This is a genomic window from Aureisphaera galaxeae, from assembly GCF_028561275.1.
Taxonomy (GTDB): Bacteria; Bacteroidota; Bacteroidia; order Flavobacteriales; family Flavobacteriaceae; genus Aureisphaera; species Aureisphaera galaxeae.
In genome coordinates this window covers 159,401-181,908 of the sequence record NZ_JAQQTF010000002.1, presented here as the reverse complement: position 1 = coordinate 181,908, position 22,508 = coordinate 159,401, and the positions used below count along the sequence as shown (strand labels likewise).

Annotated in this window: 20 protein-coding genes; 14 read left to right on the top strand and 6 right to left on the bottom strand. The window is 42.2% G+C overall.

All coding sequences use genetic code 11. The features are described 5' to 3' along the window. Positions 1 to 16: 16 nt before the first annotated feature. Together uvrC and POV27_RS00750 are read right to left on the bottom strand one after the other, a co-directional pair. A complete protein-coding gene (gene uvrC, locus POV27_RS00755) occupies positions 17 to 1,804 on the bottom strand; it encodes an excinuclease ABC subunit UvrC (protein ID WP_272860813.1) in 1,788 nt (595 codons plus the stop codon). A gap of 69 nt (positions 1,805 to 1,873) precedes the next feature. Then, the gene (locus POV27_RS00750; RefSeq protein WP_272860812.1) at positions 1,874 to 3,781 is read right to left on the bottom strand and encodes a histidine kinase; all 1,908 of its coding nucleotides are present in this window, start codon (positions 3,779 to 3,781) and stop codon (positions 1,874 to 1,876) included. 16 nt (positions 3,782 to 3,797) lie between these two features. Between POV27_RS00750 and POV27_RS00745 the strand changes: the two genes are divergently transcribed. Next, complete coding sequence (locus POV27_RS00745; protein WP_272860811.1) at positions 3,798 to 4,550, top strand: LytR/AlgR family response regulator transcription factor; 753 nt, start codon at positions 3,798 to 3,800, stop codon at positions 4,548 to 4,550. A 270-nt stretch (positions 4,551 to 4,820) separates the two neighbouring features. Next, complete coding sequence (locus POV27_RS00740) at positions 4,821 to 6,668, top strand: T9SS type A sorting domain-containing protein (RefSeq protein WP_272860810.1); 1,848 nt, start codon at positions 4,821 to 4,823, stop codon at positions 6,666 to 6,668. Positions 6,669 to 6,759: 91 nt separating this feature from the next. Here POV27_RS00740 and POV27_RS00735 read toward each other — a convergent pair whose 3' ends face one another. Together POV27_RS00735 and POV27_RS00730 are read right to left on the bottom strand one after the other, a co-directional pair. Further along, the gene (locus tag POV27_RS00735) at positions 6,760 to 8,763 is read right to left on the bottom strand and encodes a T9SS type A sorting domain-containing protein (RefSeq protein ID WP_272860809.1); all 2,004 of its coding nucleotides are present in this window, start codon (positions 8,761 to 8,763) and stop codon (positions 6,760 to 6,762) included. Positions 8,764 to 8,790: 27 nt separating this feature from the next. Next, positions 8,791 to 9,672 carry a hypothetical protein gene (locus POV27_RS00730; protein WP_272860808.1) on the bottom strand — a complete coding sequence of 294 codons (882 nt, stop codon included), beginning with the start codon at positions 9,670 to 9,672 and terminating at the stop codon, positions 8,791 to 8,793. A gap of 561 nt (positions 9,673 to 10,233) precedes the next feature. On the opposite strand from POV27_RS00730, the gene upp reads away from it, so the two are divergent. Then, a complete protein-coding gene (upp, locus tag POV27_RS00725; RefSeq protein WP_272860807.1) occupies positions 10,234 to 10,887 on the top strand; it encodes a uracil phosphoribosyltransferase in 654 nt (217 codons plus the stop codon). 182 nt (positions 10,888 to 11,069) lie between these two features. On the opposite strand, the gene POV27_RS00720 is transcribed toward upp, so the two are convergent. Then, on the bottom strand, positions 11,070 to 11,603 hold the full coding sequence (locus POV27_RS00720) for a hypothetical protein (protein ID WP_272860806.1): 534 nt from the start codon (positions 11,601 to 11,603) through the stop codon (positions 11,070 to 11,072). Between the two features lie 189 nt (positions 11,604 to 11,792). Here POV27_RS00720 and POV27_RS00715 point away from each other — a divergent pair, with 189 nt between their 5' ends. The 8 genes from POV27_RS00715 to POV27_RS00680 all read left to right on the top strand — a co-directional run bounded on the left by POV27_RS00715 (position 11,793) and on the right by POV27_RS00680 (position 19,308). Next, positions 11,793 to 13,019, top strand: a complete 1,227-nt coding sequence (locus tag POV27_RS00715) for an Nramp family divalent metal transporter (protein WP_272860805.1) — start codon at positions 11,793 to 11,795, stop codon at positions 13,017 to 13,019. Then, on the top strand, positions 13,019 to 13,753 hold the full coding sequence (pxpA, locus tag POV27_RS00710; RefSeq protein WP_272860804.1) for a 5-oxoprolinase subunit PxpA: 735 nt from the start codon (positions 13,019 to 13,021) through the stop codon (positions 13,751 to 13,753). The genes POV27_RS00715 and pxpA overlap by 1 nt, the downstream gene beginning before the upstream one ends. Beyond that, the gene (gene pxpB / locus POV27_RS00705; protein WP_272860803.1) at positions 13,750 to 14,478 is read left to right on the top strand and encodes a 5-oxoprolinase subunit PxpB; all 729 of its coding nucleotides are present in this window, start codon (positions 13,750 to 13,752) and stop codon (positions 14,476 to 14,478) included. Before pxpA ends, pxpB begins: the two co-directional genes overlap by 4 nt. Further along, positions 14,471 to 15,316, top strand: coding sequence for a 5-oxoprolinase subunit C family protein (locus POV27_RS00700; RefSeq protein ID WP_272860802.1), 846 nt, complete (start codon positions 14,471 to 14,473; stop codon positions 15,314 to 15,316). Before pxpB ends, POV27_RS00700 begins: the two co-directional genes overlap by 8 nt. 253 nt (positions 15,317 to 15,569) lie before the next feature. After that, positions 15,570 to 16,286 carry a T9SS type A sorting domain-containing protein gene (locus tag POV27_RS00695; RefSeq protein ID WP_272860801.1) on the top strand — a complete coding sequence of 239 codons (717 nt, stop codon included), beginning with the start codon at positions 15,570 to 15,572 and terminating at the stop codon, positions 16,284 to 16,286. Between the two features lie 143 nt (positions 16,287 to 16,429). Then, positions 16,430 to 17,239: an AraC family transcriptional regulator gene (locus POV27_RS00690; protein WP_272860800.1), complete on the top strand. Its 810-nt coding sequence runs from the start codon at positions 16,430 to 16,432 to the stop codon at positions 17,237 to 17,239. A 72-nt stretch (positions 17,240 to 17,311) separates the two neighbouring features. Further along, entirely contained in the window at positions 17,312 to 18,616 is a 1,305-nt protein-coding gene (locus POV27_RS00685) for a YCF48-related protein (RefSeq protein WP_272860799.1), read from the top strand. A 182-nt stretch (positions 18,617 to 18,798) separates the two neighbouring features. Beyond that, positions 18,799 to 19,308, top strand: coding sequence for a Riean_0653 family protein (locus POV27_RS00680; RefSeq protein ID WP_272860798.1), 510 nt, complete (start codon positions 18,799 to 18,801; stop codon positions 19,306 to 19,308). 43 nt (positions 19,309 to 19,351) lie between these two features. Here POV27_RS00680 and POV27_RS00675 read toward each other — a convergent pair whose 3' ends face one another. Next, positions 19,352 to 19,753, bottom strand: a complete 402-nt coding sequence (locus POV27_RS00675; protein WP_272860797.1) for a hypothetical protein — start codon at positions 19,751 to 19,753, stop codon at positions 19,352 to 19,354. A gap of 290 nt (positions 19,754 to 20,043) precedes the next feature. On the opposite strand from POV27_RS00675, the gene POV27_RS00670 reads away from it, so the two are divergent. From POV27_RS00670 to POV27_RS00660, 3 genes are read left to right on the top strand one after another with little or no spacing between them, the layout of a single operon-like run. Further along, a complete protein-coding gene (locus POV27_RS00670) occupies positions 20,044 to 20,919 on the top strand; it encodes an ATP-grasp domain-containing protein (RefSeq protein WP_272860796.1) in 876 nt (291 codons plus the stop codon). After that, entirely contained in the window at positions 20,916 to 21,887 is a 972-nt protein-coding gene (locus tag POV27_RS00665) for a succinylglutamate desuccinylase/aspartoacylase family protein (protein ID WP_272860795.1), read from the top strand. Before POV27_RS00670 ends, POV27_RS00665 begins: the two co-directional genes overlap by 4 nt. Further along, positions 21,887 to 22,450, top strand: coding sequence for a 5-formyltetrahydrofolate cyclo-ligase (locus POV27_RS00660; protein WP_272860794.1), 564 nt, complete (start codon positions 21,887 to 21,889; stop codon positions 22,448 to 22,450). Before POV27_RS00665 ends, POV27_RS00660 begins: the two co-directional genes overlap by 1 nt. Positions 22,451 to 22,508: the final 58 nt, after the last annotated feature.

Sequence of the window (22,508 nt, the reverse complement as noted above, 5' to 3'; positions counted from 1 at the left end):
CTTTTATTAGACGCACTTATTGGAAATGCGATACAATTTTTTTTGCTTTACTGGCTCCGATTACTTTTTCCAAGGCATCGAAATCGGCTTCTTTAATCCTTTTCACGCTTTTAAAGTGCCGAAGCAGCTCTACGATGGTTTTATCGCCTATCCCAGGAATGGTTTCCAATCCCGATTCTAGGGCCTCTTTACTTCGTTTATCGCGATGAAAAGTGATACCAAAACGATGCGCCTCGTTCCTTAATTGTTGAATGATCTTTAAAGTTTCGGATTTTTTGTCCAAATAGAGCGGAATGGGATCATCTGGATAGAACAATTCCTCCAAGCGTTTGGCGATCCCGACAATGGCAATCTTCCCCCTTAACTCCAACTTCTCCAAACTTTTCAGGGCCGAGGACAGCTGTCCCTTCCCCCCATCTATGATGATTAATTGTGGTAAGGGTTGCCCTTCTTCCTTCAATCTTTTGTACCTACGGTACACGACTTCTTCCATAGAAGCAAAGTCATCCGGCCCCTCTACGGTCTTAATGTTGAATTTACGATAGTCCTTTTTGCTAGGCTTTCCGTTTTTAAAAACCACACATGCAGCCACAGGATTGGTTCCTTGTATATTGCTATTATCGAAACACTCGATATGTCTAGGCTCTTCATTTAATCGCAGGTCCTTTTTCATCTGCGCCATGATTCTATTAGCATGACGATCGGGATCTACAATTTTGGCCTGTTTAAAGCGCTCCATACGGTAGTACTTGGCATTCCTTGTGGATAATTCCAGAATCTTCTTTTTATCCCCTAATTTGGGTATATGAACCTTGAGCCCTTCCTCCACATTAACGGTAAAGGGCACATAGATTTCCTTGCATTGGGACTGAAATCGTTGTCTCAATTCTACCACGGCCAATTCCAACAATTCCGCATCGGTTTCGTCCAGTTTTTTCTTCATTTCCAAGGTATGCGACCTAATGATACTCCCAAAAGAAAGCTGAAGGTAATTCACATAGGCGTAACCTTCATCACTAACAATAGAGAATACATCTACGTTATTGATCTTCGGATTTACCACCGTCGATTTGACCTGATAGTTCTCCAATACATCGATCTTCTCCTTTATGCGCTGGGCATCCTCAAACTGAAGGGCCTCGGCGTGTTCCTTCATTTGTTGTTTGAAACCGTTCAACGATTCCTTAAAGTTCCCTTTAATGATATTGCGAATGGATTGGATGTTTTCGTTATAGGTAGCTTCCGAATATTTGCCTTCACATGGTCCCAGGCAATTGCCCAAATGATACTCCAAGCACACTTTGTACTTCCCGGCTCTTATTTTGTCTTCGGCAAGATCGTAGTTGCAGGTACGCAACGGGTAGAGCCCCTTAATGAGATCCAATAGGGTATGCACCGTTTTCATACTGGTGTAAGGCCCATAGTACTCACTCCCGTCTTTTATGAGTTTCCGGGTGGGAAAGACCCTTGGGAAACGTTCCTTTTTAATGCAAAGCCAAGGATAGGTTTTGTCGTCCTTGAGCATCACATTGTACTTGGGCTGGTAGTTTTTAATGAGATTGTTTTCCAGTAATAAGGCATCCGTTTCGGTAGCTACCACAATGTGCTTTATCGTGTGGATCCTTTTAACCAACAATCGGGTGCGGGCATTGTCATGTTCCTTATTGAAGTAAGAACTCACCCTTTTCTTCAGGTTTTTTGCCTTCCCCACATACAAAAGCTTCCCTTCCTTATCATAATATTGATACACTCCGGGATCGTTGGGTAAGGTGGAAATCTGAAGTTTTACAGGTGCCTCTGCCATGCCCCAAAGATACTGGGTATTTTTGTTTTGAAATAACTACAGGGTTGAAATACTCCCCTTAAATTAGCCTTACTCATCCAATAAATAAGGAAGGTACAACGAAATATGGGTTCCCTTGGTACTGTCATTGATAAGGAAGCGCGAATTCACTTTAAACTGTTTCTTTAAAATCTCCAATCGCTCCTTGATAATGTTCTGGGAAACCGATTTATGATTCACATCCCGCTTTATCTTAAGGCTTTCACTGTATCCAATTCCGTTGTCTACGATATCGCAGCGAAGCAATCCTTTTCCTTCTTTTGAAATGTTGACTTGTATACGCCCTCTTTCTTCTGTATGTGAAAGACCGTGAAGAATAGAGTTCTCTATAAACGGTTGAATAAGCATAGGAGGAACTATCACTTCATCCTCGTGCAAGTCATCTTCAATATTGAAAGAATAATCGAAGTTTTTGGAGAAATTCGATTGCAGTTCCAGATAGCTTTTTAAGGTAACCACCTCATCTTCCAAACTCACAAATTCCTCCCGGCTATTGGTAAGAATAAGCCTGAAAAGTTCGGACAGTTTCCGAATATAGGGCTGCGTATTTTCCGAACCTTTTTCTACCAAAGCTCCCACAGTGTTTAGGGCATTTCCTATGAAGTGCGGATTCATTTGGGTTCTTAACAATCGTTGCTCCAGATTTTCCTTTTCGTACAGGGTCCTTATTTTGCGTTGTCTCCAAAGCAATCCGCCCAATCCTAAAATAAAGAGCAATGAGCCCCCCAAAATAAAACCAATGGTTCGCTGCTGGTTAATGATGGTCTTTTGTTGTTCCCGGTTTTGCTCCAATTGGGCGATGGAGGCATCTTTTTCCTTGGTTTGGTACTCTGTTTCCAAACGTTGGATATTCTCTTGCAATTGATCTTCCTGAAAAGCATTGAAATACTCGAAAGAATCCTGCAGTAAAGTCTGGTATTTGGAATAATCCCCTTGTTTTTGATAGGCAATTCCCAAAACATCGAAGGCCCGCATGATCTGGTCATAATCATGTTTGGCTTTGACTTCTTCATTCTTGAGAATCTCCACCAAATCCTCCAATTCTTCGATTCCTTGGTTAACGGGACCCTCCAGAACTTTAATACTGGCTTTCACGAAACGCTCTTGTTCTATGGAGCCATCGTATTGCGACGATCCGAACGAATCTATGGCAACGGCTGCTTTCTTATAATAGTCCAATGCTAGATCCAAATTGGAATCGCGCAAGGCCATATTCCCCAATTTGGTATTGGCCGGGGTAACATCCCCCTTATAATCTGTACTATCCCCAATTTTCAGGGCCTTATTAAAATAGAGTTTCGCTTCGTCATCATTTCCCCAATTTGCCTGAAGGACACCCAACCGGATATAGGTAGATCCTGCTGCACGCGGAAAACTCATGAATGCCGAATCCTTTACGGTTTCTAGGTAGTAATTAAAGGCAAGACTATCATTTCCCATTTTATAGTGACTCGAAGCAATTCCTGCGACAAAAAATGCGCTAAAGGCGTACGGATTCTCTTTGGTAATTTCCAATGCTTTCTGGTAACATTGAATGGCTTCCTTATGCCTTTTGGCCTCCGTATGGGCATCGGCCATGGCATTGTAAATGAGCATTACATTCTGCTTGTAAAAATCGCGCTGCTCCTTGGTTTCATAAAACTTAGCAATCCCTTGATTCCCGTAGTAAATAGCAGAATCGTATTTCTGCTCACGGAATGCGACTACGGTTCTTCCCAAATAATAATAGCTCCATCCCGTTAGTTCCGGGTTGGACTCTAGCATTTTTTTAAGTTCTTGGGGTTCAATTCGCTTTTGCCGGGCAACCTTTAGTTCACCGATGAGGGAATCTATGTATTCTTGCGTATATTCTTTCTCTGGATTGAATGTTATTAACTCACCCTCCTGTGCAAAAAGCACACTACACCATAGCGGAACAAAAAAAAACAGTAATTTCATGCGATGATTAGTTTTTATGAATGAAGCGCTTAAAATTAATACAATTATAGTAGAGGATGATGTCCGTTCTCAAGAATATCTACTAGATTTCATAAATACAGACTTACCGAATATTGAGGTAATTGGCTGTGCGGAAAGTATCAAGGATGCGGTCTCTCTTATCCAGAGAAAAGATCCTGAGCTTATTTACATGGATATTGAACTTAAGGACGGCTATTGCTTTCGTATTTTCGAGCATTTTCCCAAACCTAATTTTGAAGTGATTTTCGTCACCGCGTTCGATAATCTCATTCAAAAGGCAATGGATCACTATGCCTTTAGCTACATCATAAAACCCATCGATCCGCAAAAATTGATCGATGCCACCCATCGTTATTTAAAACTCAAGGAACGGCTTTTCAACCAACATAAACTAGAGAGTTTTTCCAACTTCCTTTTCAATAAAGACAGTCGTTTTCTAGTACAGGTAGGGAACGAACATATTTCCATAGCCATAAAGGAAATCGTGAAATGTGAAGCGCAAGGAAATTATACGCTTTTCTTTTTGGAAGATGGCAAAACCCATTTGGCTTCAAAATCCTTGAAGTATTACGAATCTTTATTAACCGAAAAAGGCTTTTTTAAGCCCCACCGTTCGGTGATCATAAACATCGATTTCATAAAATCCATTTATAAAAAGGAGACCATTATCCTAACGACGAAGGAAAAGATCCATGTTTCGGTACGGAACAAACCCAGTCTAACCCGACTTATCAATGCACTATCTTAAGTAGCGTTAACGCTTATCATCCAATTATAAACGCCTATCATTCATTTAACTACGCTTATCCATTACATTCCACAAAATTTAGTGTAAAGCCGTACATTTGATATATTCCCTACTAAGGTAGCGTGTGTTGACATTTATTTGCAGACTTACTCCAGAGCGATATTGCCAACAGTACTAAGCTCTTTAAGCTTCATTCTATTCATCATCAAAAAAAGAGCTTAACTGGTATACGGTTATATCCCGATTGTAGTAACTCAAAAATCAAATAATATGAAAAATGCATTCAATTACCTGCGTAAGGTTTTGTTCCTTATGGTGCTGGGTCTTTTCTTCAGTATGAGTACTCAAGCACAACATTCTTGTGCCACAACCCATTCCAACGGTGGGCAGAAGATGAGCGATTACATTCATGTGAATACATTTCCTCATGTGAATACCAATTCTTATTGCCTCAAGGTTTATGTGCATAATGTTATGCGCAGTGATCTTACGGGAGGTGTTTCCGAATCTGTCCTGAATACGCAAGTAAACCAATTGAACAGTCAGTTCTCTGGAACCGGGATCAGTTTTGTCTGGGACGGCAATATCATGGAGATTAACGATGATACTGTTTACGATTGGGACATCATTCAGGGAGGTACGTGCCCAACCATCAATTTTGGCCCATTAAACTCTTATGCCCACAGCGATGGTATTGATCTTTTCTTTTACGGAAGAAGTATTGGGGGTTCTGTCGCCAACGGAATAGCAGATCAGGCCATGGCAGCATTTACCCCAGAACATTTAAGTACGGCAACACTAGCTCATGAATTGGGTCACGTTCTTGGACTGTTTCATCCCTACCACGGAACTATTGGATATGGCGCTTCTGGGGCGAACAATAGTAATTGTGAAAATGGGGACGGGTTCTCTGGCCACGTAGCCGAATGTCCTAGCGGAAGCAATGCTAACTTTGCTGGAGATTACGTAGGAGATACTAGTGCTATTGATAGCGATTATATTTGCAACACTAGCACATGTACTGCGACCGCTGTAAATGATAACACAACCATTCCTTTGGGCTGCGGAAGCTCAGAATTTCCCAATCCCGATATCACGAACTATATGTTCCCGTTTACCTCGAGCTGTAATCCTCTTTCGTGCGCAGATGGATTTACACCCCTACAGGTAAGACGAATGAAATACTTCTTGGAAGATCCTCAAAATGTAATTCCTCCCTTGGAAATCCAAAGTTCAATTCTAACCAATTGCTCTGTCACCACATGTGGTCCAACAGCCTGTGGAATGGTAGCCGATTTCAATGCAAACATTGATCAGTGCGTTGTGAATTTCAATGGAATCAACACTGGACAGCATTGCCCAGAATTTGAATACCGTTGGTTTGTCGACAATGTTTTGGTAAGTACCGCAGAGGACTTTACCTACGATTTTCAGAGTACCGGAACCTATAATGTGAAATTCAGAATTGTGAATCCAACTTCACCATTTAAGATATGTCAAGACACCCATGAAGAAAACATAACTGTTTCCTGTATGGGTCCAGACCCAGATCCTACGTGTCCTCCTACCTCAGCCCAAATGTTCATTGCAGAAGTAGAAAACTGTGTGGATTATCAGGCAAGTTTTGGTGGCTACCCAGATATTGCAAGTATAAACTGGTATTATAGAATCTGCGGTGTAAATGGCGGTAACGAGGTATTCCTCGGCACTACCACTGGGAATGCTTGGAATATGCATACAGTTCCTATTTACTTGCCTCCAGGGAATAATTACGACAATTGTATTCTTATCGTTAATGCATATCCCACGCTTACCGATGGTACAAGCTGTCCCAAGAAAACGGGCACCAGACTATTGAGTTGTAGTGGAAATGGTGGTGGTGGACACCAACTAACACTATCTCCCAATCCTACCAATAGGGCCTTCCGGATCCTTAACCAAGGGGACAAAGCAATTTCCGAAGTTAAGGTTACCGACATGGCCGGGGTGCTGATTCGGAAAATGAATACACAACTATCCCGTGAGATAATGCTAAATGATCAAAAGGAAGGAATTTATTTTGTTCTAATAAAATTTGAAGATGGTAGCTCTATTGTGAAGAAGATCATCAAGGAATAAATTCTTAATCAAATAATTGGAAATAGAAATCGCCGTGAAAATTCACGGCGATTTCATTTTTAAGAGCTAGGTACTCGTGCAACCTAAAAAATTACCTATCCTTAATAATTTTACCCGTATATATTTGTTGGGTGTCGGATGTTATCAGCTTTACTACGTAAACCCCATCTGGGAAGTTCGAAATGTCAATCTGAAAGGTATCCACTCCATCCTGCTGAAATGCATTGGAATACAATAACCCTCGACTAATACTATAGATTTCAATTTCGAAAGCATTCAACTTAGCATTATCTAAGCCCACATTGAAAACACCATGTGTGGGATTCGGGTAGATACTAAGTCCCATTGCCTTGGGATCTTCCTCATAATGTTCATTCAATCTCGGCTTGCTGGCTCGGGTAATATCGCCATCGGTCAATGGGGTAAATACTCCCGTACACGCCTCGATATAAGCTCTGAAGACAGAACCATTCAATGCATCGAAGTCATCGACCAAAAGCACCTCATCCCCAGCATGGTATACCGCAGTTGCACCAGAATTCACGGTATTGGACGCTGTAATGGTATTCAGTGCTTCTTGGTTATCTGTCGATCCACTAAGCACATCGGTCGTAATTACCAAATTGTTCACACAACCTGCCAAGGTATAGGGCGATGTATAGGTTAAAACTGTACCGGATCGGTTGTCCGTCCAAACTGGATATACATTGCCTCCGTTGGCAGAAATTCCTAGATAATCCCCCATATAACCCCCAGCTAATCCGGGAATCGGAGCAGGTGTAAAGGATACATCGCTTACACGGAAATCACTCCAAGTAAGCCCGCCATCGGTAGAATCGGCTACCCAAGCTTCCACTTCTGTGGCACCTACATTTCTATCATCATAGAAAATAATACTTAGGTTTCCGTTTACCGGATCGCAAGTGATCCAAGGAAAATACTGAATGTTCCCCGAGGGATCCGTATTCACCTTCAAAGGAGTAGACCAAGTAGCTCCACTATCGGTAGAACTCATTACATAGATACTAACGTCGGACCCAGTATTAACTCCAGGAACCCCAACATTGGCCCAGGTTACGTAAATAGTCCCATTGTTGGGTCCACCACTAATATCCACGGCCATCCCGGGGAAGGAATTACTGCGCATGTTCTTTCCATGTGGATTGGCAATTGGAAATCCAGGTTGCCAACGCACCCCTTGGATGTTATTGAAAATACGGGTTGCAGGACTATAGGTGACTCCTCCGTCGGTAGACACCGAAAATCCAATCGCATTTTCCCGAGAAGGCCAACTGTCGTAAATAGCCCAAACCGCATATACTTCCCCATTGGGTCCGGTTTGAATATTCACTCCTTGGTTATGGCTTCCGGCTGTTACCGCTCCACTAATATTAAGGGGAGCAGACCAAGTCGTACCATTATTGGTAGATCTCGAAATCTCAATCTGGTTATTGTTAGCTCCTCCAAAATTGGTCCAGGCACTGTATACATTGCCCTGGAAGGAACTCGCCCCAGAATTATCTACCCATAAGTGGTTTTTGTCCAAAAATCCGGCAGCTGCGGAAACGCTACTCACGCTCCAAGTAACCCCATTGTCGTTAGAAATGGAAACCCCTTGTTTAAAGCCAGGCGCAATATGCCCAATGTAACTGGTTCCTCCTAAACTAATGGCTGCGGCAGGGTCTCCAGAATTGTTTCCTCCGGCTCCACCGGTGCCTCCGGTCCAAGTAGCTCCTCCATCGAAGGAGAAGAGCGCATTGGTTCCCTGGACGGAACTTCCCAAAGTAGAGTTATTGGACACCAAAGCTGTCTGATTGTTATTAGGGTCTACAAATACAGAGTTTTCGCTCTGGGTGGTAGTTCCTCCACTAATCAAAACAACATCTGGACCATCCATCATTCGGTTTTGGTCTCCCACATAAGTGGCCGGATCGGCCGGATCGTCTGGGTTAAAAGGAATAAGCCCCATTTCGGCTCTTTCTTTCCAGTACCTCCAGTTATCAATCTTCGTATCAATTCTGTCTTCCTGTGCCGTTAGGGATACGGAAAACAGCATGCAAATAAGCGCTATGCAAATTCTATTTAAATCTTTCATGACGTTCAATTTAAAGTTCGACTTAAATTATTTTTCAGAAAGATCTCTCACCTTTTGGTTAAGCGCGTCTACTTGCTTTTGTAACTCGATAATGTAAAGGGTTAATTCTTCTATCTTTTCCTGCTGAATTCGGGCCATGTCTCCTAACTCGATTCCTTGTGCTTCCACCTGGGTAGCAGAAGGTACATTCGGCAAGTGTCCATTGGTTGAAATGTAAGCCTCCAGTTCGTTTAAAGGCATCAAGGAATAGTCCGACTCGAATACGTAATCGGCCCAACCGGTACGTACCCTTAATTCCTCGGTAAGGATTCCCCCTTTTACATATAGACTGTAAGCACTAGTGTTGGCGCCTCCAACACTATTGGGAAGCTGATTGGTGTTGATCCCCAATTTGTCTGCAGCAAAGTCTCCAAACAACAAAGGAGTAGTCGTGTTGCTGTTGTCTATGTACAACTTATCGCTTCCTGTCTCATTAAGACCTGCAAAATTCCCTAAGAAAACGTTGCGCTCTCCAGTAACGGCACTAAATCCTGCCAAGAACCCTACAGCGGTATTGTAGTTTCCTGTGGTATTTCTGTACCCAGCGGCAACTCCTAAATAGGTATTGTACTGCCCATCGGTCGTACTATACCCGCTAAAACCTCCCATAAAGGTATTGTAGAAAGGAGTCGCTCCTATGCTGAAACCTGCATTGGCTCCAAAATAAGAACCGTAGTTACCCGTAGTACCGGCATTCAGTCCATCGTAGGTGTTGGTTCCATTAATGGGCATGCGCGTGTTAGTTACCTCTTGAAAATGGTTAACAGGGTCGTCAATCTCGGCTCCCCGGTCCTGTGCCATAACAGTGCCTGTTGCCGATAAAATCAATAATAAGACAAATAATTGCTGAAAAAAATTGAAATTTCTCATGATGGTTGTTTTTAGATTTGTTATTAATTAAGTGCTGAGGATTTAACCTCTGGATGATTTTCAAAAGAGCCATAAGAAGGTCGGCTCCTATTCCATCGTACTCATGGAAACAGGAAAGTGTGCTCGCTTCTCCCCAAAAGCTTTCATTGTGCAAAAGATTGCACTGCGCGTAATGAAAATAAAATTGGTCAGTTCTTGTAAAAACCCATCAAATCGAAACAGGATCCATTGCTTCTATTTGATATTCTAAATTATTCAATATCAATTACTTGTACAAAATATTTTGATGGGATGAGCATGAAAGAAATGCGGGAATACCACAGAAATTTCTTGTAGGAAAAACGATTTTGTTCTTTCGGTTTTTTATAACTTAAAGAACTTGATGGCAAAAAATCATCGCATCTCCTGCTATTATTACATCTTCCATTTTCGGCCTCGCCGTCCGACCTCGGATACGGTTGTAGCGGAAACAAAAACCAATTGCTAAACTGACAACCCTCAATGTTTGAAAAGGAATAAATTGCTTTCTTTATCTTTCCATTCAAAAGCAAGATAGCCGCTATGCACATTCACAACTTCCAGGAGAATAATTCTATACTCAATACATTTATTGCAGAATTGCGAGATAAAGACATTCAACAAGATGCCATGCGATTTCGAAGGAATATTGAGCGCATCGGTGAAGTTCTGGGTTACGAATTGAGTAAAACCCTCAACTTTCAAAAACAAACAGTGACTACACCTTTGGGTAACACGGGCATACATCTTCCCGTAGACGATATTGTATTGTGTTCCGTTTTGCGTGCAGGCTTACCCTTGCATAGAGGATTGCTTAACTATTTCGACAAGGCCGAAAATGCCTTTATTTCTGCCTTCCGTCACCATCCTGATGGTGGTGATGAATTCGATGTTATTGTGAAATATTTTGCCGCCCCAAATCTCTTGGGAAAGACATTAATCCTTACAGACCCCATGCTTGCAACTGGCAAAACTTTGGAAAATGTGTACAACGCCATTAGAAAGCACGGAGAGCCCGCTCAAATTCATATTATCTCTATTATAGGATCCAAAGCAGGGGTAGATTATGTGAAAGGAATTTTTCCGGAAAACACCCATCTGTGGATCGCCACCGTAGATGAAGTACTGAGCTCTAACGGCTATATTATTCCAGGTTTGGGTGATGCAGGCGATCTGGCCTATGGGTTAAAACTCTAACTACAATATGTCCTTAAAAAGAAACGGTGGATCGCACTTTTTATGGGTTATGGGGTATTGCAGAAATGAGCGACGGAAGGATTCTTCCGGGAACCCAGGCTTGTTTTCTAAAAAACAAAAAGATAGGCCTCCTCCCCAGAAGGCCTATCCCTTTTCAATCCAAAAACGTTGGGATTATGGATCTACTCAATTTCGATATGGGTTTCCCCATGTTCGTAATTTCCGTACTGCACTTCATACTCTCCTGCTGGAATCACGATCTGGTCACGCCCCAAGCGCTCGGCCAATTCACCACGAATCACCTCATCGCTTTCTACGATAAACTGTCCTTCTTCCAGTTCTCTGGAAAAGATAAGGTTTAGGGTGTTTCCCTCGATACTGAAAACGATCAATCCATCTTCTGGATCTTGGTAATCGGCCATAAGCCTTGCCATCATTTCGGTTACTTCCCCTACAGGATCGTCCCCTTTGGTGTACATTCTAAAAATGTCACCATAGCCATTTCTAAAGCACACCCCAGGCCCGGTGGCACACTCTAAGCGGCTATAACGCCAATCCATTACATAATCCCAAGGGAAATACAACCCTCTTTCGGTGTTGGTTTGTTGATGTACAAGATCTGCACTCTCCGTTGGTACGGTCTCGTCCTTGTCGCAGGCGATGGTTACCGCAAGAATAACCAATAGGCCTAATGCTACATTGAAGTACTTTTTCATAATAAAAATGTTTAGTGGTTAATACAAAGCAAATAACCGAAGCCCCAAAGTGGAAAACACGGGGTGGTAGACCTATTCGAAAGGGGTAAATACCCCATAATTTAAGGGTCTCATGCAGCAGGCTCGTTCTTTGCTACTTTTCTTTGTCTATAAGTTGTCATACTTTTATACAACCGTGAATTCCTTCGCATGAAAAACTTCTTTTCCAAAATTGGCCCAGGTACTCTGGTAGCGGCTGCTTTCATTGGTCCGGGGACTGTTACCGTTTGTACCCTTGCTGGCGTGAACCATGGATTCACCCTCCTTTGGGCCATGTTACTCTCTATTATTGCTACCATTGTGCTTCAGGAAATGGCAGCACGATTGGGATTGGTAACAGGCAAAGGACTCGCGGAAACCGTTAAAAGTGAAATGAAGTCTCCTTTAGGGAAATGGGTTGCCATTCTCTTAATGCTTTCGGCCATTTTAATAGGAAACGCTGCCTACGAAGCCGGAAATATTAGCGGTGGCGCTTTGGGACTGGAAACCCTAGTGCCCAATGCTAGAATCACTGTATTCGACTATACCATAAATACCTTAAGCATTGCCATTGGGATTCTAGCCTTTGTCCTGTTATTCATTGGAAATTATAAAATACTGGAACGCAGCCTTGTCTTTTTGGTGGTGCTTATGAGTCTTTCCTTTTTAATCACAGCGGCACTTACAGGCCCCAACCTTATCGAAATTCTTAAAGGCATATTCATTCCAAAAGTTCCCGAAGAGGGATGGCTCACCGTCATCGCTCTTGTAGGAACCACGGTGGTTCCCTACAACCTTTTCCTTCACGCCTCTTTAGTCGGGGAAAAATGGAAAGGGGTAGACGATTTGCAAACCGCCCGAAAAGATGCTCGGGTTTCCATCATTTTGGGAGGATTGGTATCCATGGCGATCATCATTTGCGCGGCGGCCATAAATTCGACCGAAATTAAGAATGCCTCCGATTTGGCCAAGGGACTGGAACCGCTCTTTGGGAGCTTTTCCAAATATTTCCTTAGCATAGGATTGTTCGCTGCTGGAATTACCTCTGCCATAACCGCACCTTTGGCCGCGGCCTATGTGGTTCGGGGATGTTTCGGGTGGAATGCCGGATTAACTTCGGGTCGTTTTCGTGCTGTTTGGATTTTCGTATTGGTACTCGGCGTCGTTTTTTCTTCCATCGGAATTAGCCCTATTGAAATCATAAAATTCGCTCAGGTAGCCAATGGGCTACTACTTCCCATTATCGCAATTTTCCTCTTGTGGGTCGTGAACAAAACATCGGTTTTAGGGACGTACAAGAACACCCGTTTTCAGAATATCTTGGGATGGCTTATTATTCTAACTGCTCTTGTTTTGGGTGCAAGAAGTCTGTTCAAAGTATTTAATATCGACCTGTAATGATTACTATCGACATCAATGCAGACTTAGGAGAAGGTACGGGAAACGATGCCGCCATCATGCCATTGATTTCCTCTTGCAGTATCGCCTGTGGCGGACACTATGGAGATGAAAAGAGCATGCGAACGGCTGTGCGATTGGCCATGAAACATGGAGTAAAGATTGGCGCACACCCCTCTTTTCCCGATAAAGATAACTTCGGAAGAAAAATCCTAACATTGACCAAAAGCGAACTTTCCGAATCCATTTTTGAACAGTTATTGCATTTCTATGCAATTTGTGAAACCGAAGGGGCCAAATTGCATCATATTAAATTGCATGGGGCTCTGTACAATTACGCTGCCAAGGATGCTCCCACTGCCGATGCTGTGGTTGAAGCAATTGTAGCCACTAAAGTAAGACCCAAATTATATGTATTGCACAACTCTGTCTTAGCTAAAAAAGCCGAAAATCTACTCCCATTGGTATTCGAAGCCTTTATAGACCGACGGTATAATGACGATCTCTCGTTGGTCTCCAGAAGTGAAAGCGGAGCCTTGATCCATGAGCCCGAAGCGGCTTGGGAACAACTCCATTATATGGCCGAGAAACAACAGGTTCGAACGCTTTCGGGAAGTTTTCAAGACATCGTAGCGGCTACCTATTGCATTCATGGAGATCACGAACATTCGATAGCTATACTGAAACATATAAGGGATCAGATACGCAACCATTCCATACAATTGGCCATATGAAACCTCCTTCCTTTCAACGTTTTGGTGATAGAGCGGCACTCATTTCTTGGGAGTCCATTATCGATGCGGAAGTGCATGCAGAAGCAGTACGATGGGACCGATTTATGACTGAAAACTATGGCGAAGAAATCCTAGAAACGGTAGTGACCTATCAGTCATTGGTCGTATATCTGAAAGAAGGTGTGGATCCCGATACGTTTTTGAAATCCATCAAAGCCTCTTTCAAAACCGCAAAACAAGAAGAAAGTACAGACGAGCATCATTTAATTACCATTCCCGTTTGCTATGAGAAAGATTTTGCTCCTGATTTGGAAAATGTGGCCCATTATCACAATCTTTCAAAGGACGAAGTCATCCAGCTTCATTCCGAAGCCATGTATAAAGTCTACTTTCTGGGCTTTTTGCCCGGATTCCCCTATTTGGGAAAACTGAATCCGAAATTGCACACTCCTAGAAAGGACGATCCGAGACCAATAGTAGCACAAGGATCTGTGGGCATTGGAGGAAAACAAACGGGCATCTACCCTATGGACTCTCCCGGAGGATGGAATCTAATCGGGCGAAGTCCCCTTTCGTTCTTCAATCCTACCAAACAACCGCCAGCAATTATCGAAGCTGGGGACTATGTGAAATTTAAGCCGATTTCAACAAAAGAGTTTGAGCATATCCACGCTTTAGTGGAAAACGGCATTTACTTACTAGACAAAGTCCCTTATCATGATTAAGGTAATTACATCGGGTTTGTACACCAGCATTCAGGATTTGGGGCGTTACGGCTTCCGAAAATATGGTGTGCCTATAAGTGGTGCCATGGATCTCTATTCGGCAGAATTGGCCAATCGATTGGCGGGGAATGACCCTGAGGAAGCAGTGATCGAAATCACACTGCAAGGACCCACACTGCACTTCACAGAAAATACGATAATCGCCTTAACTGGAGCAGATCTTTCCCCTGCTTTAAATGGAAAATCGATAGCCAACAATACCCCAATTATGGTTCCAAAAGACAGTGAATTACGATTTGGGAAACCCATGTATGGAGTACGTTGTTATCTATCAGCCGCAGGTGGTATTCAATCGGAAAGAATACTGGGAAGTAGGAGTTGGTATACCGGAATCACCCACAAAGGAAGGTTGGAAAAAGGAGACAGCATCCCTTTACAAAGTCTTCCCTTAAAGGAAGTGATTCCTAATGCTTCCGTCAAGGTTCGGGAAGCGCATTTTAGTGCCATGCAGATACAAGCTTTTAAAGGGCCTGAGTTTTATCTACTTCCGAAGGAAATTCAAAAAGAATTGAAACGACTCACCTTTACCGTTTCTCCTAATAGCAATCGTATGGCTTATGTCTTGAATTCGGAAACGGAAATCTCGGCACCGGAAATCATTACAGCGCCCGTGCAACCGGGAACAATACAATTAACCCCGTCCGGAAAATGGGTCGTGCTCATGCGCGATGCACAAACTACAGGAGGGTATGCCCGTGTCTTACAATTGACCGAGGAATCTATTAATCGGTTGGCACAGAAACAGCCTATGGAGGCTATTCAACTTGTAATTGTTTAGCATTTTTGGCTTTATATTCTTAAAAATGTGTATTTTAGTACTGAAAGAATGAATTCTTTCCCAACTTCCACCATTAATCGTTTTTCAATTTTTTTGGTAAAAGAGTAAACTTCCTTTAATCGAGGAAAGTATTCTCATTCCTCCACGTAGGTTTCATTTTATGATTGTGATATAAGACGCGAAATATTTGGGTGAGACCCGAAAATTTCCCTCTAACTGTTTACTTTTTTATTAACCTTTAAATTTTTTTGCTATGAAAAAAATTATGTTACTCATGCTGTTTGCAACCTTTTTTGCTAAAGCCCAAAACCCAGAAATTTTCGACAAACCTTGGTATATCTACTACTATTGGCACACGGTTCTGGATAATTACTCCGAGGCCGACCCTTGCGATGATCCATTATTTATTTATTTTGGGTCAGATGGTACGTTTCATGGAAGGTCAACCTGTTCTGAATTTACCGGGAACTGGACTTATGATACCGACAGTCAATGGTTTAACATTCAAAATTTCCAAAATATTGAAATTTCTCCATGCGACAATGTTTGTTATCACGATCCGCAAGTGCCTCCTTCCAATATCGATTTTTATTTTTTGAACTATCTAACAGAAGTATCAGACACCGAATGTATTGTTGCCATTGGTGTAGAAGGTTCGTCCATGGTGATGGACAATTGCACTTGGGAACGTCTTTATTTTCAGGACACCCCAATTTTATCGGTTCCAGATGTACAGAAGAAGGTATTTTCTATTCATCCTAATCCGGTATCCAGTGCGTTTCGGATTTCTTCACCCGAAAGCTTTCCGATAAATAACTGGATCCTATATTCCAATACAGGCAGAAAGGTTCATGAAGCGTTAGATTCCTCTTCAAATTCCGTAGATATATCACATCTACGTAGCGGTATCTATTTTATTGAAATTGTTTCTGATCAGGGTAGGGAAATTCATAAAATCGTAAAAGAATAAACCTTATTATATCCCTATGGCACCTTATTCGTTGGGGTCATAGGGGTTTAAAATTATAAAGTTCTCCCATTGCTTTTCACAATAGGTAAGATCTAAATGATTTTTGAATTACCTTAGGGCTGCTGTCTTTATGCTAAAATCCTATGGTATTTGAAAAGTACTTACCGTCTCATTCGCATGCACACCTCATTGCTTATTTCTGGACGTTGACATCGTCCGAAAACGATGCAAAGGGAGCACAATACAGGTTTGTGCCGGATGGATATGTAGATTGGGTTTTTCATTTGGGAACGCCCTGGCAATGTGATTTTCCTAACGAATTTTCGCATTCCAAAACCGGAAGATTTCATGTGTTCGGACAGATAAAGCGCTATGTAAACCTAGCTCTCCCTAAAGATGGTTTGGACATTTTCGGTGTAAAATTCCATCCTTGGATCGCCAATGAAATTTGGAAAACCGACATGCATTACCTTACCGATAGCTGCATTGATTTGATCGATTTGGAACTTCCTGAGATGAAAACCCTTCAGGAAAAAGTGTATCTGGCCAAGGGAATACAACATAGGATGGCCCTTATTGAAAATTACCTTTCGGCCCATTTAAATTACAAGGGTGAAACAAGCTTGAAATGTATTCTATCTAGCATTCATCCCAACGATAAAAGGGATTATTCCGAACAGTTGGGTATTGGTACAAGGCGATTGGAACAACGATTCAAAAAAGAAGTGGGAATTCCACATAAACTGTTTCTGCGCACCCAAAGAATTAACAAAATCATCGGGGATTTATGCAAAGAAAATCCAGAGTCATTAACCCAACTTGCCCTGAAACACAGCTATTACGACCAATCCCATTTTATTCGGGATTTTAAGCAATTCACAGGGGTAAACCCTTCCCAATTTCTAAAATCCATAAATCCCAACGGGGACATCTTGAACCTTCGTGTGGGGTAATCCGTTTCGTTTTTTTCCTATTTTCGATGGAATATGGCCTTTACTTTTGGACATTATCCCAAAATGAAAGCTATGAAATCCCTCACACCTACCTACTGCTTATCTATCTTATTGTTTTGTTTCCTTAGTAGTTCTGTTTTTTCCCAGACGTGGGAAACGCTTAATGCCAGCACCTTGAGTTGGCGCTTTGAAGACTTGTATTTTGTAGATGAAGACAAAGGATGGGTGGTCGATGGAGCGGGCCAGGTATTGCACACGGCCGATGGCGGTGAAAACTGGACCCAACAATACTTCAATTCCGATTATTATTTCCGAAGTGTGGAGTTTTACAACGATCAGATTGGTTTTGCAGGAACCTTGGCCAATGGAAATCCATCCGCTTCCCTTTTAAAAACGATAGACGGTGGGCAAACTTGGGTAGATATTACGAATAGCCTGCCCAACAATGTCCCGGGAATTTGTGGCATATCCATGGTAGACGAAAACACCATTTACATTACTGGTGTGTTCTTTGGATCGGCTTACGTCATGAAATCGACCGATCAAGGTCAGTCATGGTCCTATGCTAGCTTGGCATCCCTTTGCAATGGATTGGTGGATATTCATTTTGTAGATGAAAACAATGGTTTCGCAGTGGGACAAAGTGCACAGGGCACTGGACTGAGAGCCATTATTATTGGTACTACGGATGGTGGTGACACTTGGAATGAGCTAGCTATAGCAGATCATGTGAATCAACGTGCATGGAAAATTCAAATGCTGAACGAGATTGTTTTTTATGCTTCCATAGAGGAATTTGAACCCAGTCCGCAATATTTTAAATCCGTGGACGGCGGACAAAGCTGGGGCTTGCAAACTGTAGAAACCACCAATACTTCGGGGACCATGCAGGGGATTGGCTTCCTGAATGAGGATTTGGGTTGGATCGGTGGTTTTGGCGAACTATTTTACGAAACCCAAGATGCAGGACAAACTTGGGAGTACTTGCCTACCATTGGACAAAGCTTCAATCGGTTTTATCGGGTTAACAATACCTTGATGTTTGGGTCGGGCGTGAATGTATACCGTTATTCAGATCCTACATTGGGTGTGGAAGATTTCACAATACCAAAACCTAAGGGGCATACCATTACGGTTATGGGTTCCAATCCCGTTGAACATCAAACTGAAATTTCACTCGAACTCGTTAACAATACCTATTACGAATTGAGTGTGTACAACGGTAGCGGGCAACGGATACAGACCATTTATGAGGGTCTTGGAGAAAAAGGAACCTACAGCATTCCTTGGAATACCAAAGGCCTTGCTGCCGGAAACTACTTTTTGGCGTTGTATACGTATTATGGGTATCAGTCCATTAAGGCGCAGGTTAAGTGATTTGAAGCTAAAAACCTCAGCCCTAATAATTACCTGTAATACCATAAAGATGGCCATTCTTAATCAAACCCTACATCATGTCTACCTTGGATAAGAGCTGGTAAAGAGGTTCTATTTACGCGAGATATACTAACATTTTTTAAAATGGATTTTTTCTTATTTTTAAAAGGAAAAACCCCGCTATGAAGAGCCTATATTTTGTTTTTATGCTCACCATCTTAATGAGTTGTCTTAACGATGATGATAACCTATCTCAAAACCCCATTGACCAATTACCTCCAGAAACGCAAATAGGGGCAGACACTTTTGGTTTTTCAGTAAATGGTGAAGCCATTAACGTAACGAACACCTCTCAGCAGACTGCTCTTTATGGGGGAGGGATATTGCAATTGGGAGGAGGAATAGACAATTCGGAAATGGATATAGGGGTAATTATTAGGGTTGAGGGACCTTTAAGCCTAAACACCAATTATGATTTAACCAACACCCCTACAAACAATGCCATATTTGTTAATAATGGTGAGGGTTGTTATTATGATTTCCCAGAAACTATCGAAGGGTTTTTAAGACTAACACGTTTTGATCAAACGAATTTTATAGTATCGGGAACCTTTGAGTTTTCGAACGTTACCGATAATTGCGAAGACGTGGTTATTACAAATGGTCGTTTTGATATGCACTATACTCCCTAAGGTTGTCTTAGATTTCATTGAGAACAGTAAAATTTCGGGTTTTTTATTCTTTCTTAATCAGATTAGAAAACTTTCTTTCCCTAGACAAAACCCGTTTTTTTAAATCATCATAATCAATTTTTTCATTTAGAAATTTATCAATGGTTTCTGTAGAGTCTACCATTCTTTCTAAAGTTCTTGTGCTAAGTTTCAATCTACTCCCATCATTGTCTATAATGATACTATGAAATTTGTACTCCCCATTTTTCCCACTGGGAAGCAAAATAGAATTGAAAATTGAATCATTCTTAATATAATAATCGTATTCAAATAGGTCTAAAGAAGAGGTGCTAAAAACATACATTTTCGAATTTTCAAAGAAATATTCAAAATAGTGATTGTTTTTAACGCTATACCAATTGCCTAAAAGATTTTTATCATCAGTCAATTTAGCCTCATTCTTCAATTTTTCATTGCATGAATTAAACAATACTGAGATGATTAATATGCATAAAATTCTCATAATTAACTATCCTTGTTATAAGGGATTAATTCAACAGGTTCATATTTCCAATTCTCAATTTCTTTCAAAAATTACAAGAATACACAGCTTTCCCAATCCACCAAAGGCAATTCCTTTTATCGGTCGTCTCTATTTGTTTAACGGCAGGGCATCTGCTAGAGTCGGGACGTATTTTCTTCCTACTTACCATCTAATTCCCTTTTTTCCTAAATTGCAATCACTAAGCACTGCGCATGAACATCGCCGTACTATCCCGTGGGGAAAACCTGTATTCTACCCAAAGCCTGCTCAAAGCGGGGCTGGCACGAAATCACGAAATGGAAGTGTTGGACCCTTCCCATTGTACCCTAGGTGTAGAAGAGGGTAAAGCCGTACTGTACTATTACAATGAGATTGTGGACGATCTGCATGCCGTTATTCCGCGTGTAGGGGCCTCTAACACTTTTTACGGAGCTTCCCTGGTACGCCATTTTCAGTCCATGGGGGTCTTCTGTGTGGTAGGAGCCGAACCCATTCTTCAGTCCCGCAACAAATGGACCTGCTTTCAGATTTTGGCCAAAGCCGGGATTCCTATTCCCAAAACGATATTAGGAAATGCCCCAGATGCACAAGCTGCCTTGGCCCATTTCAAGAAAACCCCAATCATCATAAAACTATTGCAGGGGACGCATGGTCAAGGAGTGATCCTAGCCGAAACACATGCCTCTGCCCTTTCTACCATAGAAACACTAAAGGCCGCCAAGGTGCGTTTCATTATTCAGGAATTTATAGCGGAATCCAACGGTTCGGACCTGCGGGCCATAGTGGTAGACGGAAAAGTAGTGGCCGCCATGAAACGGCAAAGTCGGGAAGGCGAATTTAGATCCAATCTACACCGTGGAGGCTCGGCCGAGGCCCTACAATTGAGCCATGCGCAGGAAAATATTGCCTTGCGAGCAGCCAAAGCCCTTAAAATGGGGGTTTGTGGAGTGGATATCCTAGAATCGGAACATGGGCCCTTGGTACTGGAAGTAAATTCTACCCCGGGACTGGAGGGCATAGAAACCACCACGGGTATTGACATCGCCACTAAAATCATTAATTATATAGAACGCAACAAACGTACATGACCCCAAAAAAGGCCAACTCCCTAATTCTTATGGGCAAAGAAATTGCCCCCGGCAGCTCTATGGAGCTTAACTTCAGTTTTGCCAACCTCCATACCAATACTCCGGTAGATGTGCCCATTATTGTAGAGCGCTCCAAATACGAAGGCCCTACAGTGCTATTTACTGCTGGGATTCATGGGGATGAAGTAAATGGGATCGAAATTGTACGCCAAATGGTTTCCAAGGGAATCAACAAACCCAAAGCAGGTACCATTATATGCATCCCCATTGTGAATATATTCGGTTTCCTACAAAAGGTTCGCGAATTTCCCGATGGACGTGACCTCAACCGTTCCTTTCCCGGAAGTAAAACAGGTTCACTAGCCGCCCAAGTGGCCTATAAATTGATGAATGAAATTGTCCCCTATGTAGATTACTGTATCGATTTCCATACTGGAGGATCCAGCCGGTTCAACGTGCCCCATATTCGAATTGAAAAAGAGCAAAAAGAACTTTCAGACCTAGCAGAGCAATTCAATGCTCCTTTCATTCTTCATTCCAAAAACCTGAATAAATCCTTTAGAAGTGCTTGCCAAAAGAAAGGCATTCCCTTGCTTCTTTTCGAAGGAGGTAAATCCAACTCTATCAATGCCATTGTAAGCAATACAGGAGTCAACGGATCTAAAAGGGTGTTACATCATTTGGGTATGCTGCGATCTAATTTTAAGGTATCGTCGCCCAAAAAAGCTTCGGTCGTTATTACGCAAAGTAAATGGGTGCGCGCCAATGCATCGGGAATGTTTAAATCGGACACCAAAGTGGGAAGTTATGTAGGAAAGGGGGAAGTTATTGGGCATATCACCGATCCGTACGGAAAGATTCATCATTGGATTAAATCCCCTCAGGAAGGCTATATCATCAATGCAAACGAAGCCCCCTTGGTGTATCAAGGGGATGCGTTGTTCCACATTTCAACCGAAGTGCAGTAATGGACAAAAAGGCACTGAGAAAGGCGTACAAGGCAAAACGGGAGGCCCTTACCGAATCTCAAATCGAAGATTTCAGCATCGCCATTGCCAATAGGGCACTAGCCTTGCCCATTTGGAAAGCGACCTACTACCATATCTTCTTGTCTATTTCAGAAAAGAAAGAAGTCCTCACCGAATTCCTGTTGCACATCCTACAAGGAAGGGATAAAAGCATCGTAATACCCAAGGCCCATTTTGAAACGGGTGAAATGGAACATTACTTGCTCCAGGAAAACACTTCCATCGCCATTTCAAACTACGGCATTCCCGAACCCGTATCGGGGATCCCTATTCTTCCCTCACAAATGGAAGTGGTCTTTGTTCCCTTGTTGGCTTTCGATGAAAAAGGAAATCGTATCGGATATGGAAAAGGGTTCTACGATCGATTCTTGGCCCAATGCCCCGATACCTGCCTTACCATCGGGATTTCTTTTTTTGAAGCAGAAGACAGCATTCCGCACGATTCTAATGACGTTTCTTTAGATTATTGCGTTACCCCCAATAAAACCTACTCTTTCCGCTAATTCCCTGATTACTTAAGGGTTCCTGAAATACGTAAATTCGTACAGTTTTATTTTTTAC